Genomic DNA, 17560 nt, shown 5'->3' with positions numbered 1-17560 from the left:
ATTTAGTCTGTGCTAATTTTTATCAATTCTTTTTTGTCGAATCTGTAGTTTATTTTTTAAATCTTCTAAATAATTTCAGTACAATATAAGTTAGACAACTAATCCATGTGATGATGATAAGATACATGATGGGCAGGAACCAATTTCCAATGTTATAGCTAACAACTAACGTATTTTTCCCCTTCTTTTGTGTTACAAGAGGTGTTCCAATTTTTGTTACACAGTATTGGCGACGTCTTTCCATTATTTTTCTTCCATTTAAAATAAGGCATGTATTGTAATATTTTATTATAGGAATACTAATTATTTTTTTCTTTTTGCCGTACCAAGTGATAACTAATATATTATTACGCACGGCTTTTGTGAAACGTGAATTGTCAGAAATAATATAATGACCATACAATTCGTAATTTTTCTTAGTACTACCGTGATAACTAGGCAAATAATCGGGTGTTTTTTTCTGAACTAGATTCAATAATGAAGTGAGATCTGTGGAATAGAGTGAATTGTGAATCCGGCTGTCGTTCTTAGAATTAAAAACAAGTGTACTTAGATTTTTAAGTGGGCGATTACTAGTCATCCACTTTTCATATTTTTTATTTAATAAAGTCATGGTTTGAAAAAATCCTACAAAAACAACGAGTAAAATAATAACGTAAACTTGTTTATCATTGCCCTTAGATAATTGATTTGACAGAAAGTATGCGAATAAAATACATGCAAAAATTGTTACAATCACAAAAAAGCGGAAGGGAAATTGAAAAATCTCAAGTGTTTTTATTTGGTATTTAGTTATTAAATACCAAGGGAAAAGACTGGTAGAGAGAAGTGAAAATATAAAAAAATTTATGCTGCAGCTTTTAATAAATGGTGGATAATTATTCCATTTTTTTATAGAATGATAAAACAAAAATATTATGATTACTGTGAGGGGGATTGAAGTAAAAAGCCAATAACTGCCGCGCTCTGTAACAGAGTATGAATACATATGCCTGTTTGTAAAAGGCAATATTAAATTATTTGAATGTGTAATAGCGAGTAAGACAGTCCAGATATTCATTGTTAGGAGTAAAAATAAAAAGATGGCATTACTAATTTTAAGAATATCTTTTTTTAGACTTGTTGATTTCAATAGTCCATAGGCAAAAAAAGGAATGTAGGTTATTACCAAAAGGATAGTACTTAAGACATGAACCTGGAGAAGCAAGGCGACACATAAGGCAAGTTTAATACTATTTATCTCATGGTTTATGACGTATTTGAAGGCTGGAATTAGCGCAAGTGGAGTGATTGCGGCTCCCCAGCTTGTGAAACCTTGGCGAAATGTCCAATCCTGGATGGAAAAAGTTGTTAAATAAAAGCAGGCTATGGGAACCGCTACGCGAATTCTGATATGGCCTGTGCGTAGTAAGAAATACATAGAGAAACTTGCAATGATATTTAGGAGAAGGCGCGAAAAAATTTGGTAATTGTACCAAGTTTTTGATAATAATAGTAATAATCCCTGTAAGTAAGCAAATATTGGACCATATAAGGCATTAACAATTCTGCCAGATTGCTGGAATCCATATGTAGAAATAAAATATTGAAAATTACCAGTTTTTATTTGCATAGCGGTGTCATAAAAACGATTATAATGAAATAAAAAGTCAGGGCCTAAAATTATTCCACCGGGAAAATATTGCGGGAGCACTAGCAATATTGAAAACGAAAATAAACACCCACCAATTAATAGGTGCTTTTGAAAACTTCTCATAAGAATTGTTCCTCTTTTACATTAATTAGATTACATAGCATCAGAATTATAAGAAATTAAGCAGGAGACAACAAGTAGTACTATAAATAATTAATTATATTTTATAGTTATTACGTACAATTTAATTTTTAAATGAATTATATTTAGAGAATAATTTGTTGTTTAGGTATTAAAAAAAATTTATAGTTCAAGTAGATGATTGACACTTCTGCAATAAATCGCTATGGTAAATGTGTATCAAATCAACAGGAATTTTAGAAAGTGTGGTGAGGGAAATGTCAGATAGTCATAGATGTACTATAAATAGTAGTGACGAAGCAATGGTTAGTGGTGCTGATGATTACGTTCCCTCGCAATATAGGCGCCTAAAATAATTCAATTGAGGGGAAATTATCAATGGAAAAAAATATGGAGCATGGGCTAAAATGTCTTGTAGATCAAAAAGAGTATGATTTGGTGGACGGGGTTTTTCTAAAAGATCTGGATGGTTCTCTGCGAGCACTGATAAGACGAGACTATCCGAAAGCTGCTGACAGCCAATTTATTTGCAGTGAGCATCTAGTGCAGTATCGTGTAAAAAAGATGGATCAGATGATTGAAAAAGATTATCGGCAAAACGATAAGTTAACTAGAAAACTAACGCGTGTGATGGAAAATGATGCCTATCAAGTAATAGATGTACGTAAGCAATTAGAAAACTCTATGACTTTTGGACAAAGAATTGCTGATGGAGTTGCACGTTTTGGTGGTAGCTGGTCATTTATTTTAAGTTTTATTGGAATCATGATTTTCTGGATACTTTTAAATGTATTTCATTGGTTCGGTGTACATTTTGATCAATATCCATTTATTTTACTGAATCTTTTTTTAAGTATGGTCGCTGCAATTCAGGCACCATTGATCATGATGAGTCAAAATCGTTCATCCGAGTATGATCGACTGGAATCACGTAATGATTATCAAGTGAATCAGAAGTCAGAAGAAGAGATTAGGGTTCTGCATTCAAAAATTGATCACTTAATTCAACAAGATCAGCCAAATTTATTGCAAATCCAGAAAATCCAAACGGAGATGCTAGGGTCTATTGAGTCACAGGTAAGTGAATTAAGAAGATTACAGCAATATTTTGAAGAAAAAGACAAAAAATAATAGTATTAATCTGAATTATGGAACATATGAGTATAAAAATAGAATTAAAAACTTGATTAAAAAAGTAGAGAGTGTACTACAAGTGAGATGCCCCATAATAGTTAGGTAAAAATCTAATTATTATGGGGTATTTTTTATGACCAAATATACAAGCAATATTTTAAAAATCAGATTACTAATCACACAAATAGTATCTCTGCAGCCATTATGAGTGTTGATGAATATGTTGCTGGTATTCTTCACGAAACTGACGGGGAGTCTGTCCACGTTCATTGCGGAAATGGCTATAAAAACTAGTTAAATTTTTATAGCCTAATTCGGTACTGATTTCATCAATACCTTTACTTGATAGTGATAACATGCGTGCTGCCATTTCCATCCGTAAGGTCGTCTTCAAAGTTGAGAAAGATTGATTAAACAGTGCGTGACATAAACGTGAAAAATAGTTTTGCTGGTATCCAAAGTAAGTTGCAGCACTCACTAAAGTTACATCATTAATATGTTGTGTTAGGTACATGAAGATTGCACCGGCCTGTGCGTCCGGTCCTGCGTAACGAATAGGGCGTTGAGGAAAAGAAGAGTCAGTCTTAGAAATTTTTTGCCGATGTGCACGTAATAGTTCAGTATATAACAAGCCCAGTAGACTCTCATGCTGGAATGTTAAAAACTTATCTGTTGGATAATTCTCTAAAGTAGCAATTACATTCAAGTATCCATGCACAATTTTAGTTTCCAGATGGCGGAAAACTACGTATTGATTTCGTTGCGAATCAACATCGTTCATTAAATCATGAATCAGTGGATTATTGCCCACCAGTGTCATATTTAATGGATTCGGTATTTGCAGCCATTCATCAAAAATTCGAATTTCAGCTGGCTGATCAGTGGCCTTGAATAGCAATTGATCGACTTGTTGAATTAAGATCACATCAAAGGGCCGCAATGGAATTTCTGTTGTACCCAATGTTACTGCACAGCTTGCTATGCACTCAATCATTTGCATGTGAACTTTAAAGCAATAAGCTGCACTGCTTGTAATTGAAGGCAGTTTTCGACGCTCAGATACCATTCCATCAATCTTTATAGCACTTTTTATTGTATGATTTATTATCATTTGAGCTTTCCTCTTTTTCATAAAAGATATATTTACCCTAAGATTAAGATATATCTTCTACTGATATTGTGCAACATTTCACTATAAAATATAAGCATAACTTAATGTAGGAGTGATTATTATGAGCAAATTAATTAAAACTGATGTTGTTGTAGCTGGTGCTGGCGGAACTGGTTTAGCCGCCGCCCATGCTGCCGCTGAGCATGGGTTACAGGTCTTAGTTCTAGAAAAGCAGCCTCAAATTGGTGGGAATACTAAAATCTCGAGTGGCTTCTTCGCTATTGACTCCAAAGAACAGCGCGAACGCGGGATGGTCATGTCCAAAACTGAGGCTATTCGACAGTTGACTAGTTATAACCATAACATTTCCAATGGACCGCTAATTCATAAAATTGTTACTTCAGCAGCTGATACTTTAGCGTGGATTGAGAAAATGGGGATGCATATTAAATTAAATGCAACTGCTGATACAACACAATTTGCTCATCGTAACAGTGACTATCAGGGTGGTGTTTATCATATGTATCAAGATAAAACTGGTAGTTATGAACGTATTCAGCAAACTCTAGTTGACGAAGGTGTCAAATTCGAATTTAATGTCACTATGCAGGCTATTAAACAAGACAGCACTGGTCAAGTTATTGGGATTAAGGCAACCACTGTTAATGGCGAGGTCATTGATGTTGAGGCACAGGCAACAATTATCGCAACGGGTGGATTTGGTGGTGATAGTGACTTAGTTGCTAAAACAATGCATACTCGTAATTTGCGGCAATTAGGAGTACCTAATAATGGCGAAGGACTTAAGGCAATCGTTGCTGCAGGTGGGGTCAACATTGATGGGACTGCCTTGATTCATGCCGCCCAATTAGCTAAATCCAAAGTTACTCAACAAACTTCAAAGAAACATTTAGCTGGCTTTTCCAACTCTGCGTTAACTCAATTATTATTAACGCCATTGTTTTGGGTAAGTTCCAAAGGTGAGCGCTTTACTAATGAGGATGTAGTTTACGATACTGTTGAGTGGGCCAATGCAGGATACTCTGTTGGTGGTAAGTACTATTTTGTGGTTGACCAAGCAACCCTTGATGATTTCACTAAAACCGGGGGTCAACTCGAAATCTCGCAAGCCGGTCCAGGGGCTGGGACTGAGCCCGGTGATTTCACCAAACTTGCCAATGAATCCGTTACCGCTGGGACAGCCTTTAAGGGTAATACTTTAGTTGAATTAGCTGCTGCTGCAAATATGGATTCAGCTACTTTAACTCAGGCAGTTGCTGCGTACAATCACAATGTGAAAAATCGTGTCGATACTGATTTTGCAAAATCTGGTCGCTCACTCGTCTATTCAGTAGAACAAGGACCTTTCTATGCTTTTTCTGCCCAAGTTGCTTACTTAGGTACGGTTGGTGGTGTTCGTGTTGATACCAATCTAAGTGTTCTAGATGACAAGTTCAAATCTATTCCTGGTCTCTATACGGGTGGCGCTAATGCTGGTGGTTATTATCAAGGTCACTGCTACCCTGCCTATGAAGGCTTGGCTTCTGGTTTTACTTGGACATCTGGACGAATTGCTGGTACAAGTGCTAGTGAATATATTAAAACTAAAAATAATAAATTAATTAAAAACTAGGTTAGGAAGGTTTTAACTCATGGAAAATGCTAAATCACACGGTTGGTTATTTAAACTATCAGTGCTTTCGCTTTCGATTTTATCAATGACCGCGCCATCAATAGCGGTTGCTATCCCATTAATGGAAAATACATTTACACAGCAAACTACCGCGCAAGTTGAAATGATTTCAACTCTGCCTAACTTAGGTGTGTTACTAATGATTATGTTTTCAACTATGATTGCCCAAAAATTTGGAATTAAACGGACTATCATGAGTGGTTTGGTAATGTACTTAATCGGCGGGTTAACTCCTGTTTTCGTTACCAATTACATGGTTATTGTAATTGGCCGCTTTATTATGGGTTTAGGAATTGGTCTCTTTAATCCCTTTGCCGTTAGCTTAATGTACCGTTTTTATAAAAAACAAGAACTAGCCGACATGTTGGGTTATCAAAATACATCACAAAATTTAGGAAATGCAGGCTTTGGTTTACTGTTAGGGATTCTCGTTCTTGCTGGCTGGAAGACTGCCTTTGCAGGTTACCTAATTGCAATGATTCCTTTACTAATGTTTGGCTTTTTTGTTAAGATTCCGACTGATCACCAGACAAATGAGAAGACAAACGTACCGAAACAATCGACTAATGTCCATGTTTTTATGCTTGCATTATTAATGCTTGCCATTTTTGGAATGTTCATGATGATGACGATTAAGTTAGCGAGTTTTGTGACGGCACAGCACATTACTACTCCTGCAATTGCTTCAAGTATTTTGGCAGGAATGGGAGCTGCTTCGATGTTTGCTAGCATGCCATTTGGTAAGATTAGTAAATTTATCGGTAACTTTATTTTACCAATTGCTTTACTAGGAATTTCAATAGGTTTTATGATTGTTGCTACAGCTACTAGTGTTCTGGTCGTTACGATTGGTGTTATCATTTGCGGAGTTTTCTTTGGTTGGGTTTTTCCACAGGCTTTTTATCGCGTAGCACAAATCGCTCCAGCTAACTCTGCAAATTTATCAACTTCTATTATCTTAGTAGGAATTAACTTAGGTGCTTTCCTATCACCAACCTTAGTTAATGGTGTTGCTAACTTATTTGGCAATGATCAGCCTTACTTTGTCTTAATGCTGTGCAGTTGGGGATTCGCTATCTTAACCGTTATTATGGCTATTTATACCGTAGTTGACAAGAAAAGCCACAAGTTTAATCAGGAATAGGAGGAATTCTAAATGGTACTTAACTTAGTAGGTTTAGTGGGAACTAATGCTCCAACTTCATATAACCGGATGCTCTTAGAATATATGCAGCACCACTTCATTACCGATGCCACTATCACTGTGGCTGAAATAGACGAGATACCCTTATTTAACGAAACTGGACTAGCAGATGTTCCAAGCAGTGTCTATACTTTGAGTGATCAGCTCACTGCTGCGGATGGAATCATTATTGCTACACCCGAATATGATCATGCAATTACAGCTGCACTTAAAAGCACAATTGAATGGTTATCAGCAGCCACACATCCGTTCACTACTCAGCCAGTAATGGTTGTTGGGGCTTCTTTAGGTTTCCAGGGGACAGCACGCGCGCAAGATAACCTCCGTCAAATTCTAAATTCTCCTGGTGTTAATGCCTTTGTTATGCCGGGTTATGAATTCTTATTGAGCAATGCTAAACAGCAATTTGATGATCAGTCCCAATTGACAAATGCCAAAACCATCTCTTTTCTAGAAGAGTGCTTCACGCATTATTTACACTTTGTTGCTGATAACCGCGAAAATTTAAAACTTGTTCGTGAAGTTTAACAGTAAAATATAACCGCAAATTACCATAAATAGTGCTTAGTTCAGAGAACTACATGGAAATTTTTTCTTTCATTGATTTATTCAGTTTCTTGCAGGTATCTGTGATATTTTAAGTCATTGTTTGTTGTTAATAAAAAAAGACCTTCTTAAATTATCAGAATTAAGTCTCATAATTTAGGAAGATCTTTTTGTTCGATTAAATATAAATTACTTTTTTGTGAATTCTACTTCGCCTAATGCATGTTGAGCAGCTAAGTTGAGTAAACTCCATTGACGATCAAAACCTGGTTGGAAGAAGAAGTCAGCTTCAGCCAAATCTTCTACTTTTAGTTGTTGCGAAATAGCAAGGGCTAAAACATTTCCTTGAGCAGTTATATCATATGTTGATAAGACCGCACCACCGAGAAGACGATGGTTTTCGGGATCGAAGAAAAGTTTTACGTAAACTTTCGGATTTACTTTATTTTCTGGGACATAGCTTGGACGGAGAGTATCTTCATAGAAAGAACTAGCTATTTTAACACCTGCACGCTCAGCAGTGAAGCTATTTAAGCCACTCTGAGCAAAATGATAATCGAAAACACTTAAGGCTGATGAACCAACTATTCCTGCAAAGGGAACGGATGGAGTTTTCTCAAAAAGATGTTTCACTAAGTAACGAGCCTCACGACGAGCAACGGTGGCAAGCGCTACCGGAATTTTTTTATTTGCAGCGACTGAATATGCTAATGTGGCATCCCCAATGGCATATACATCGGGAAGATTTGTCCTGAGGTACTTATCATTTTTAATCCAACCACGAGCATCAAGATCAACAGTTCCTTTTAACCAAGCAGTATTTGGCTGAACGCCAGCAGCTTGAATGACTACATCGCTTGGGAAATTACCTTGGTCGCTTTTGACCGCTTGAACCTGATTGCCTTGACCACTATATTCTGAAATTTTAACTCCAGTATGAACCTCAACACCCTTTTCTGCTAGGTGCTCACTGATGACATCTGTTAATTCAGAATCAAGATAAGTTCCTAAAGGGCGATCAATAACATCTAAAAGATTTACATGTTTCCCAGCTTTGACAGCAGCTTCAGCGGCTTCAATGCCAATGTAACCAGCACCAATAACGGTAATGTTCTTAACGCTTGGATCTTCTAATTTGGCTTTTATTTTTGTTGCCCAATCATAACCACGCATCAAATAAACATTTTCTAGGTCTTTACCAGGTATTGGTAAAGATTTAGGATTCACACCTGAACTGAGAATCAGTTTGTCATATGATTCTTCAGTACTCTTGCCATTTTCTAAATCAGTAACAGAAACAGTTTTTTGATCGCTATTAATCTTAGTGACTTGGTGGTTGTTCAAAATGTGAACGTTTTTCTGTGGAAAACTTTCAGGCCTGAAATTGCGGACTGCCTCGACGTTGGTTACACTATTTTCCAAGTATAATTCCATGCCACAGGACATAAACGAAATAAAGTCTCCCGTTTCGAACAAAGTAATGTCAACATCGTCATAGCGGCTAAGCAGTTCAAGAATAGACTGATGTCCACCATGAGAGGCACCGACAATAATAATTTTTTTCTTCACACTAATTACCCCCAATTTCTGGGAACAATTTAACATGTTAATATTTTATTGTCAAATCAAAAAGCTTATTAAAAAAGAGCTGGTTCAAAGTTAAATTTTTAAACCAGTTCTCCTATATTTAGTAAGAATAAACGTGTTTCATAAGTCAAAATTCTCCGTCTAACTTCGAATTACTCATAGCAAAGTGCCTGCTATGTTCGTAATTTCGAGTTAGTACTCAAATTTTAGCGAATTAGACTACTTTTTTCAGTGTTCAAAGTATAGCTTACATTGATTAATCAAATGGATACTTCATTCCCCAAGCATTGCGGACACTGTCCAGAATGTGAGCAACATCGCGTGAAATTGCAAGTTGACCATCATCGTGACCATTATCAATATAGCGTTGCATATCACGAACTTCGTAACGTAAAGCTTGTGTATCATCACCAGCTGTCAAAGTTTCATTGGCTTGTTCGTGTGCATCCTCGGTATATGTGACTTCAGCACTTGTTGCACGAGGGTAATTGTTGATTTCAACGTAGCCCTTTGTTCCAGAAACAACCCCACGCTTTGGCTGTTTCGCACGCATGGATAATGCCATCACTGCGAGTTGTTCTTGATCATTTTTCAAAATAATACCAGATTGTTCATCAACGCCAGTTTCGAAGAATTTAACTGTTGTTAATGTTGTGTTTGGTTGACTTGCCAAAAAGGTTCTTGCAAATGCAGTTGCATAACCGCCAATATCTAATAAGGCGCCACCTGCAAGATCTTTGTTGAAGAAACGATTTTTTGGATCATAGTCTTTCAAGCTACCGAAATTAACTTGTACTAATTTGATATCACCTAATTTGCCAGCAGCAATAATTTCTTTTACCTGATCGAAGACAGGCATGTGATACAAGGTGAGTCCTTCTGTTAAAATCAAGCCTTTTTCTTTTGCTAAAGCCTCAACTTCATCAAATTGTTTGGCATTAACAGTGATTGCTTTTTCGCAAAATACGTGTTTGCCAGCTTCTAGAGCAGCTTTGATATATTGATAATGATATGTGTGCGGTGTGGCAATGTAGATCACATCAATGTCAGGGTTGTTAATCATCTCATCTGCATCAGTATATGTTTTTTTGATGTGTTTCTCTGATGCAAATTTTTCCAGCATCTCCTTGTTGACATCAGCAACGGCATAGACCTCACCGTTAACATCATTCAATGCGTCAGCCATTTCATGTGCGATCCAGCCGGTACCAATCATACCCCAATTATATTTTGTCATAATTAATCTTCCTTCCTAAATTCATATATTTTTCCAGTTTCATCAAAAGTTAAACCAAGTGTTACCAGATTCTCAAAGAAAGATGTGGCAACGACTCCATTTAGTTGTGCGAGAATAGCGTTAACTTGCGAGATATTATGCCAATCACTTGCGTAGCAGTCTATTAAGAGGTTCCCTAAGGGTGTTCTTGCATAGCCTGCAATGTCTTTTGCCAGCCTAATACTGCCTTTTAGATTTAATTCTTCAAGTCGCTGCAACACGGCGGAACTTGTAATATCAACTATTTCAAGTGTGAGTGGTACTGCAGGATTGAGTAATTTTGTTACCCTTTGGTGGGGGGCCAAGATGATATATTCATCAGCTAATTCAGCATTGATTTTCTCAAATAAATGAATACCGCCATTGCTTTTTAGAGCATTAAGATCTGTGTCCAATGAATCGCATCCATCAAAAGCCAGATCAATATGCTTGATACCAACGTTGCTCGTAATTCTTATTCCAAGTGACTTGCAATAATTTCTTGTGAGCTCAGATGGAGTATAAATTGTTAGATTTAAATCAGGCTTTGCAGCCAGCGCAGAAGCAAGATGAGAAACATTACTTCCACCACCTAGGCTGATACTCATGTTTGGCTTGATAAGTGCAAGCGCTTCTTTGACTATCGGTGGCAACTTAATCACCTCTTTTTAAATTTTTTTCAGAAAATAAATATTTATGAAATTAATTTACAAGAACATAGTATTACATGAAAATTTATTTGTCAACACTTTAAATTAGATGTTGACTTTTTTCTAAAAAGCGGTTACATTTTGATTGTAATTATTTTCACTAAATAAAAAAAAGGGAAAGAGGTTTTCAAAATGGATGTATTAAACATACTGAAAAAAGACATCATGATTATGGATTTAAAAGCAAAAACTAAGGAAGATGCATTGCATGAAATGGTTAACTCATTTTTTGCAAATGGTTTAGTTAATGATAAAAAGCTTTTTGAACAAGATATTTTCAAGCGCGAAGAGGAAGCAACGACGGGAATTGGTGATGGAATTGCAATGCCTCATGCTAGAAATAAGGCGGTAAACGCAGCTGCTGTTTTATTTGCGAAAAGCGAACAGGGAATTGATTACGATGCACTTGATGGAAAACCGGTTCATTTGTTCTTCATGATTGCTGCTCCAGCTAATGCTAATGATGTTCATTTGCAAGCTCTGGCGGGATTATCATCATTATTGTTGGATGCTAATCTGATTACAGATTTAAAGAAAGCAAAAACACCAACGGAAGTTCAGCAATTATTCAAAGCAGCTAGTGACAAAAAGGAATCAAATGAGATACAACAGCCTGAGATTCAAGATTTACCTTTAATTGTTGCTGTAACTGCTTGCCCAACTGGAATTGCGCACACATATATGGCAGAGTCAGCATTACTTGATGCTGGTAAAAAAATGAATGTTAGGATGAGAGTTGAGACAAATGGGTCAGAGGGAGTCAAGCATCGCTTAAGTACAGATGAGATTGCTAATGCTGTAGGCGTAATTGTTGCGGCAGATAAAAAAGTTGAAGTGGAGCGCTTTGCTGGGAAGAAAGTTCTACAGACTGCTGTAATTGATGGTATTAAGAAACCTGATGAACTTATTCAGCGTGTGTTGGCTGGGAATCTTGCTACGTTTGAAGTTGCGGGTGGAAATAGCTCTTCAAGTGAAGATAATAAGCAAGGTGGAATTTGGCATCATGTTTATCAAGATTTAATGAGTGGAATTTCGAATATGCTGCCCTTTGTTGTTGGTGGTGGAATCTTAATGGCAATTTCATTTTTGTTAGAGCAATCATTAGGGAAGACTTCAACTGCTTTTATATTCTTGAACTCACTTGGAACAAATGCATTTAGTTTCTTAATTCCGATCTTAGCCGGATTTATTGCATTTTCAATTGGTGATCGTCCAGCCATGATGCCAGGTTTTGTCGGTGGCTATATGGCAACGCAAGCGAGTGCAAGTATTGTTAAGTCAAGTGGTAGTGCCGGATTTATTGGTGGGATTATTGCAGGATTCATCGCAGGCTATTTGATTTTGTTGTTGAAGAAGATATTTATTAAATTACCGAAATCATTAGACGGATTAAAACCAATGATTATCTTTCCTGTATTAGGATTATTTATCATTGGAACATTAATGTTCTTTGTAATTGATCCGATTTTCTCAGTAGTTAATCTGTTCTTAGTTCATTTTTTGACAACTATGGGAACCGCAAATGCAATCTTGCTTGGAGCAATTCTTGGTGGAATGCAGGCAGTTGACTTGGGCGGCCCAGTGAATAAAGCGGCATATACGACTGCAATTGGTGTATTAACAGCGACTGGTGATGGCAGTATGATGGCATCCGTAATGGTTGGGGGGATGATTCCACCTTTAGCAATCGCAATTGCAACAACAATTTGGAAAAATAAGTTTACGGAAGATGAACGTAAAGCTGGAATCAGTAACTATGTCTTAGGAATTTCATTTATTACCGAAGGAGCAATTCCATTTGCGATTGCTGATCCGTTACGAGTAATCGGTTCTTGTATCATCGGTTCTGTAATTGGTGGTGGACTGGCTCAATTATGGAAGGTTAGTGTACCAGCTCCTCATGGCGGCTTATGGGTTGTTTTATTGATGCACAATCCTTTGTATTTTGTATTAGCTTTAATAATCGGATCAGTTGTAGCCGGAACAATTTATGGTGTTTGGAAGCCAAAAAAGATAGCGCTCATCGAAGAATAAATGATATTATGTAATTGATTCTATTTTACACAGTTGTTTGGAGGACTGAGATTAATGAGTAGCGAAAATGTAGTTGATACAATATATAGTAACTTGCGTGCTATGACCCAGACCGACAAAAAAATTGCACAGGTTATTTTAAAAAATCCTGGAGATGCGGTAAATTATACAATTTCGGAACTTGCAGCTAAGGCAGTTGTCAGTGAAGCCTCTGTTTCAAGATTTTGTAAGAATTTGCAGTTGTCTGGTTTTCATCAATTGAAGATTAAATTAGCGAAAGTCTCCGATGATGAATCTAGTTACTACAAAGTTATTAATATTGATAATATTCAACAAGCAATCGCTAACATTAGTGATAATAAAAATGCTGAGATTACTAATACTTTGAATAGTGTAACCACGCCAACGATAAAAAAAATTATGGGATTAATTCAAAATGCACATATTTTACAGATTGCGGCAGAGGGTAATACGTTTCCTGTTGTTGCGGATGCAGCTTATCGCTTTAATCAGATTGGTATTTTATCAATTTGTTCGGAATCATGGCAGACTTCAATCGGGCAGACTCTTAATCTAACAGATAGGGATGTGCTAATGGTTATCTCCAATTCTGGTGAATCTAAATCATTATTAAAACAAATTGATGTGGCAAAGAAACGAGGAATGAAAATAATAGCAATTACTAACCGCAGTGATTCACCAATTGCCCTAGAAGCAGACTATCATTTGCATACGGCAGTTAGACAGAGGGTTTTGCAATCGGAGTATTATTTTTCGCGAGTTGCAGCAATGACCGTTGTGGAGACGATTTTTCTACTGTTGATCGCTGAGAATCGAGAACGACTAAGCAAGATTATGGATCATGAGACTATCATTTCAGATACGAAGGTCTAAAAATGAAGTGTCTATTGAATTAAACTATTAAAGGTATTTTTGTTTTGTTTCTTGAAAATATTAGTTAAAAAGTTATATTTTTTATAGATGTTTTAATTAATTTGTTTTTTAAGAAGATTGCGAAAGAAGATGGTTTAAACATATGAAGGTTAAGATTCTCTCGACAAGCGATGTACATGGTTATATTTTTCCAACTAATTTTAGCAGTAGAACAGACTATCATCCATTTGGTTATTTGAAGGCTGCACAGGTTATTAAGACAATCAAGGAGACAGCTGCTAGCGATGAGGTTGTCATATACATCGAAAATGGCGATTTCTTAGAGGGTTCTCCTATGACCGATTATACTTACCGCACAAGGAAAACAAAAAAATATAATCAGGACTTTTGTATGATGACTAATTTTCTGGATGCAGATGCAGGTGTTTTAGGGAACCACGAATTTGATTATGGAATATCGTACATTGAAGAAACCTGGAAAAATAAAAAGTATCCGATTTTAGGTGCAAATATTAGTGGAGAGATGGCGCAAAAAATTATTGATCAGCCATATCGAATAATTGAAAAGGCGGGTATCAAAATTGCGATTTTAGGATTGACCACGCAGTATGTACCACACTGGGAAAAGGCAGAAAATATTGATAGAATTACTTTTAGTTCTGCTCTTACAGCGGCAAAAAAATATGTTCCGATTTTAAAAAAGCAAGCAGATGTGGTAGTGGTTGCTTATCATGGTGGTTTTGAAAAAGACCTTGGTAGTGGCAGACTAACTGAAGAATTAACGGGTGAAAACGAGGGGTATGCACTGCTTTGCGAAGTACCAGGTATCGATGCCCTAGTAACTGGACACCAACACAGAAAAATAGCACAACTTGTTAATGGAGTTCCGACTACTCAACCTGGATACCGTGCCGAAAATGTAGGACAGATTTCAATAGAATTAGATGACAATAAAGCGATAATCGGCTCAAGCGCAGAACTTCTTAATACAAGTGACCAACCGGTAAATCAAGAACTAGAAGCAATTTTAATGGACTGGAGACACAGTATTGAAGATTGGCTGGATATACCAGTAGCAACTGTCAATGGGAACATGCATATTCATAATCATCTGAATGCAAGGCTGCATGGACACGCATATTTAGACTTAATCAATCATATCCAGATGGATGCTACTGGGACAGATGTTGCCGGTTCTGCACTATTTAATGATGAGGTCAAAGGTTATGATGCACAAATTACTGTCAGGGATATCTTGAACAACTATATCTATCCCAATACATTAGTAGTTGAACGAATTAGTGGTGCCGATTTGAGAGCAGCTCTGGAGCGGTGTGCCAGCTTTTTTGAACTTCATGCAGATGGTTCAATCAGTATGGCAAGTAGTTGTAATGTATCTAAAGTCCAGCTGTATAATTACGATTATTATTCAGGAATAGATTACACTTTTGATTTAACCAAACCACTGGGGCAGCGAGTTGTTAGAGTTATGTACCATAAGCAGGTGCTTAAAGACACTGATAAGATTGATGTCGCGATTAGTCAGTATCGAGCTGTTGGTGGTGGTGAATATCCGATGTTTAATATGGATAAGAGTATTCGTGTGTGTGATGATGATATGCCAAAGCTGATTGCTAAATACCTAAGGGAGCACAAAGAGTTTAAAGCAGTTCAACCTAATAATTTGAAAATAATCAAATAAAAACCTTTTTGTTTTGTACTAAAAGAACTCCTATAACATACTGACCCCCAAAAGTTAGATTTTATGTCTAACTTTTGGGGGTCAGTATGTTTCGATTAAGTCTTTTTTTATATTCAAGTCCTTGAAGGTAACAGATTATAGTAAATGGAAAACAACGGACAATAAGTTCTAAGCTCTCTGCTTATAGGTTCCATTTCCAGTGTTGATAACTAATTTTTCACCATTTTTGATAAAATCGGGAACAACGACAATAAGTCCTGTGTCCATTGTTGCAGGTTTTCCGCCACTAGCAGCCGTAGCACCCTTAATAGTTGGTTCGGTTTCAGTAACTGTCATTTCAACAGTTGTTGGTAAATCAATTCCGATTAATTCATTATTGCAAAAGTTTAGTTGAACTTGTAAGTCGGGAATTAAATACTTACTTTCTGCTTCAATTAGTTGAGCGGGTAGTTCATATTGTTCATATGTGTCTAGATCCATAAAGAAGATGATATCATCTTGCTTATATAAGAATTGAGCCTTCTTCTTATCAACGATTGCTAGGTCAACTTTTTCTGTAGGACGCATAGTAGTCTGAACAATTGAGCCGGAACGAATATCGTTCAGCTTCATCTGCATAACTGTATTACCCTTGCCAGGTTTGTGATGGTTAGTTTCGAGTACCTTGATGAGTTTACCATTTTTTTCAAAAATCATTCCAACTTTTAATTCAATTGCTTCAATCATTTGTGTAACCCCTTTTTATTTTTTGTATTATAAATCTATAAATTGCTAACTAAGCAAGGGGTGGTGCGAGTGATAGAGCGAAACCACGATGAGTCATTATTATTTCCACCAATTATTTTTTTATGTTCAACTTTCAGTATAACATAAAGAATGATGGAACATTGAAGAAATGGACAGTAAAATAGGAATATTGTAAATAAAGCAGCAAGTATTTTGTCTTTCGAGAACTTTACGGTACGATAGAGGATAGAAAATTGGTTTAAATACCCAGGAAGTCGAGAGTATAAAGATGAGAGAGAAAATTATTTATAGAAAAATGGAAGATGCTGATTATCAAGAAGTCTTGGAAATGGTTATAGAGACATGGGATTACCGTGAATGGATTGAAAAGCCTTTGGTCAAGCCTATGGCGGAATTCTTCTTATGCGATTTACTGGTCGGGGCAGATGATGTTTTTGTGGCAGTAATCAATAGTAAGATTGTGGGCATAGTCGCCACAAGTCATGAACAATGGTCAAGACTGCAATATGTTTGGCAGAGACGACAATTAAAATCATTGTTACAGTTAGCTGGATTCGAAGATAAAAATTATATTTTTGCACAATATATGGAAACGATGAATATTGATGAGGAATTACTAGCGTTAAGTGGGAAGAAGTATGGCGGAGCACTTAATCTATTGATTGTTAAGGAGGGGTATCAAGGATTGGGCATTGGAGGAAAGCTGTACAAACATTTTTATGATTATCTTCAAAGATTGGGTGTAAACAACTTTTACTTGTTTACCGATAATTCATCTAATTTTAAATTTTATGATCACAAGGGTTTACAGCGAGTCAATCAAAAAAACTTTTTCTGGAAAGACGAAGATGGAACGCCGCATAAAAATCCTGAAATATATTATTTGTATGAAGGTAGTATTACTATATAGAAGGACTAGGTTAATATGTTCGTAATTTTGGTTAGTGCTCAAATTTTCTCAACTTGTGTCAGACTCTGATTAAACGTGTTCCACAAGTCAAAATTCTCCGCCTAACTTCAAATTACTCGTAGCAAAGTACTCGCTATGTTCGTAATTTCGAGTTAGTACTCAAATTTTCCCGACTTTGTACTGCCTTAAAAAAGTTGGACATGTTTATTTTAATTGTTAGCTAGATACTGTTTACGATATTCGACTGGAGTTAATCCAT

At 36.4% G+C, this 17560-nt stretch carries 14 protein-coding genes; 8 read left to right on the top strand and 6 right to left on the bottom strand.

Going from position 1 to position 17560, the window contains the following annotated elements; translation table 11 throughout:
- Positions 1-49: 49 nt before the first annotated feature.
- The gene (locus FFX44_RS09675) at positions 50-1612 is read right to left on the bottom strand and encodes a hypothetical protein (RefSeq protein ID WP_289980437.1); all 1563 of its coding nucleotides are present in this window, start codon (positions 1610-1612) and stop codon (positions 50-52) included.
- Between the two features lie 540 nt (positions 1613-2152).
- On the opposite strand from FFX44_RS09675, the gene FFX44_RS09670 reads away from it, so the two are divergent.
- Positions 2153-2905 (top strand): DUF1003 domain-containing protein, encoded by a 753-nt coding sequence (locus tag FFX44_RS09670; protein WP_289980435.1) that lies wholly within the window; start codon positions 2153-2155, stop codon positions 2903-2905.
- 205 nt (positions 2906-3110) lie between these two features.
- Here the strand turns inward: FFX44_RS09670 and FFX44_RS09665 are convergent, their stop codons facing one another.
- Positions 3111-4019: a helix-turn-helix transcriptional regulator gene (locus FFX44_RS09665; protein ID WP_289980434.1), complete on the bottom strand. Its 909-nt coding sequence runs from the start codon at positions 4017-4019 to the stop codon at positions 3111-3113.
- A gap of 121 nt (positions 4020-4140) precedes the next feature.
- Here FFX44_RS09665 and FFX44_RS09660 point away from each other — a divergent pair, with 121 nt between their 5' ends.
- Genes FFX44_RS09660 through FFX44_RS09650 form a run of 3 tightly spaced genes read left to right on the top strand, consistent with a single transcriptional unit; the run spans position 4141 to position 7444 of the window.
- Positions 4141-5652, top strand: a complete 1512-nt coding sequence (locus tag FFX44_RS09660; protein WP_289980433.1) for an FAD-dependent oxidoreductase — start codon at positions 4141-4143, stop codon at positions 5650-5652.
- A gap of 19 nt (positions 5653-5671) precedes the next feature.
- The gene (locus FFX44_RS09655) at positions 5672-6856 is read left to right on the top strand and encodes an MFS transporter (protein WP_289980432.1); all 1185 of its coding nucleotides are present in this window, start codon (positions 5672-5674) and stop codon (positions 6854-6856) included.
- A gap of 12 nt (positions 6857-6868) precedes the next feature.
- Entirely contained in the window at positions 6869-7444 is a 576-nt protein-coding gene (locus FFX44_RS09650; protein WP_289980430.1) for an NADPH-dependent FMN reductase, read from the top strand.
- 207 nt (positions 7445-7651) lie between these two features.
- On the opposite strand, the gene FFX44_RS09645 is transcribed toward FFX44_RS09650, so the two are convergent.
- From FFX44_RS09645 to FFX44_RS09635, 3 genes are all read right to left on the bottom strand, one after another.
- Positions 7652-9067 (bottom strand): FAD-dependent oxidoreductase, encoded by a 1416-nt coding sequence (locus FFX44_RS09645; protein ID WP_289980426.1) that lies wholly within the window; start codon positions 9065-9067, stop codon positions 7652-7654.
- A gap of 238 nt (positions 9068-9305) precedes the next feature.
- Complete coding sequence (locus FFX44_RS09640; protein WP_289980423.1) at positions 9306-10286, bottom strand: Gfo/Idh/MocA family oxidoreductase; 981 nt, start codon at positions 10284-10286, stop codon at positions 9306-9308.
- Positions 10287-10288: 2 nt separating this feature from the next.
- Positions 10289-10966 carry a ribose-5-phosphate isomerase A gene (locus FFX44_RS09635; RefSeq protein WP_289980421.1) on the bottom strand — a complete coding sequence of 226 codons (678 nt, stop codon included), beginning with the start codon at positions 10964-10966 and terminating at the stop codon, positions 10289-10291.
- Positions 10967-11146: 180 nt separating this feature from the next.
- Between FFX44_RS09635 and FFX44_RS09630 the strand changes: the two genes are divergently transcribed.
- The 3 genes from FFX44_RS09630 (at position 11147) to FFX44_RS09620 (ending at position 15644) form a co-directional block, all read left to right on the top strand.
- Positions 11147-13048 (top strand): fructose-specific PTS transporter subunit EIIC, encoded by a 1902-nt coding sequence (locus tag FFX44_RS09630; RefSeq protein WP_289980419.1) that lies wholly within the window; start codon positions 11147-11149, stop codon positions 13046-13048.
- 54 nt (positions 13049-13102) lie between these two features.
- A complete protein-coding gene (locus FFX44_RS09625) occupies positions 13103-13942 on the top strand; it encodes a MurR/RpiR family transcriptional regulator (protein WP_289980417.1) in 840 nt (279 codons plus the stop codon).
- Positions 13943-14084: 142 nt separating this feature from the next.
- Positions 14085-15644 carry a bifunctional metallophosphatase/5'-nucleotidase gene (locus FFX44_RS09620; RefSeq protein ID WP_289980415.1) on the top strand — a complete coding sequence of 520 codons (1560 nt, stop codon included), beginning with the start codon at positions 14085-14087 and terminating at the stop codon, positions 15642-15644.
- 168 nt (positions 15645-15812) lie between these two features.
- On the opposite strand, the gene efp is transcribed toward FFX44_RS09620, so the two are convergent.
- The gene (gene efp / locus FFX44_RS09615) at positions 15813-16370 is read right to left on the bottom strand and encodes an elongation factor P (protein ID WP_289980413.1); all 558 of its coding nucleotides are present in this window, start codon (positions 16368-16370) and stop codon (positions 15813-15815) included.
- Positions 16371-16659: 289 nt separating this feature from the next.
- Between efp and FFX44_RS09610 the strand changes: the two genes are divergently transcribed.
- Positions 16660-17301: a GNAT family N-acetyltransferase gene (locus tag FFX44_RS09610; RefSeq protein WP_289980412.1), complete on the top strand. Its 642-nt coding sequence runs from the start codon at positions 16660-16662 to the stop codon at positions 17299-17301.
- Positions 17302-17560 lie beyond the last annotated feature (259 nt).

This window comes from Lactobacillus sp. UCMA15818 (genome assembly GCF_030400225.1).
Taxonomy (GTDB): domain Bacteria; phylum Bacillota; class Bacilli; order Lactobacillales; family Lactobacillaceae; genus Liquorilactobacillus.
Note: the sequence above shows the minus strand (reverse complement) of the source record. Positions and strands in the feature narration are given on the sequence as shown.